This is a genomic window from Collinsella aerofaciens (assembly GCF_019131995.1).
GTDB classification, from domain to species: Bacteria; Actinomycetota; Coriobacteriia; order Coriobacteriales; family Coriobacteriaceae; genus Collinsella; species Collinsella aerofaciens_S.
Genome location: NZ_JAHONA010000064.1, coordinates 1 through 1282, shown reverse-complemented (window position 1 = coordinate 1282; position 1282 = coordinate 1). Strand labels below are relative to the sequence as shown.

Annotated in this window: 1 protein-coding gene; it reads left to right on the top strand. The window is 69.0% G+C overall.

From position 1 onward, the window contains the following. A partial coding sequence (locus KSY82_RS10170; RefSeq protein ID WP_217751122.1) for a sugar nucleotide-binding protein occupies nucleotides 1-1282 on the top strand: 1282 nt, incomplete at both ends.

The window sequence follows — 1282 nt, the reverse complement described above, 5'->3', positions numbered from 1 at the left end:
TCGTCCAGAACAACATCTCCTACAACGACAGCCGCGGCGTCACCCGCGGCATCCACGCCGAGCCCTGGGACAAGTTCATCTCCGTGGCGCGCGGCTCGGTCTTCGGCGCCTGGGTGGACCTGCGCGAGGGCAGTGACACCTACGGCAAGGTCTACACGACCGTCCTGGACCCCTCCAAGGCCATCTACGTGCCCCGCGGCGTGGGCAACTCCTTCCAGGCGCTCGAGGACGGCACCGCCTACACCTACCTGGTGGACGCCCACTGGTCGCTCGAGCTGAAGAGGACCTATACCTTCGTGAACCTCGCCGACCCCGAGCTCGCCATCGAGTGGCCCATCCCGCTGGACCAGGCCACCGTCTCCGAGGCGGACCTCAACCACCCGATGCTGAGGGACGTCGTCCCCATGGCGCCGAAGCGCACCCTCGTCACCGGCTGCAACGGCCAGCTGGGCCATGCGGTGCGCGCGCTCGCCGAGGAGCGCGGCGTCGCCAAGGACTTCGACTTCTGCGACATCGACACCTTCGACATGTCCGACCCGGACGCCTACGCGCAGTACGACTGGTCGCTCTACGGCACCGTGATCAACTGCGGTGCCTACACGGCGGTCGATAAAGCGGAGGCCCCCGAGGGCCGCGTGACCGCCTGGAAGGCCAACGCCACCGGCCCGGCCCTGCTCGCCCGCACCTGCGCCGGGCACGGGATCACCCTCGTGCACGTGTCCAGCGACTACGTCTTCGACGGCACGGCCGAGGTCCATACCGAGGACGAGCCCCTCAGCCCGCTGTCCGTCTACGGCCAGACCAAGGCCGCGGGCGACATTGCCGTGGCCGGCTGCCCCCGCCACTACATCATGCGCAGCTCCTGGGTCATCGGCGAGGGGCACAACTTCGTCAAGACGATGAAGGCGCTCTCCGACCGCGTCGCCGACCCGGACGACAAGCTGGACCAGGTCACCGTCGTGGACGACCAGCTGGGCCGCCTGACCTTCACGCGCGACATGGCGCGGGCCATCTTCCATGTGCTGGACGCGAAGGCCCCCTACGGCACCTACGACTGCACCGGCTCCGGCGTCGTGAAGAGCTGGGCGGACATCGCCCGCGCCGTCTTCGAGGCCGCCAACGGCAACGGCGAGAAGGTCTTGCCGGTATCGACCGCCGACTACTACGCGAGCGCCGCGGGCCCCGTCGCCCCGCGCCCGGTCCACTCCGCACTCGACCTGTCCAGGCTCGAGTCGGTCGGGTTCCACATGCCCGACTGGGAGGAAGAGCTGGGGGAGTACCT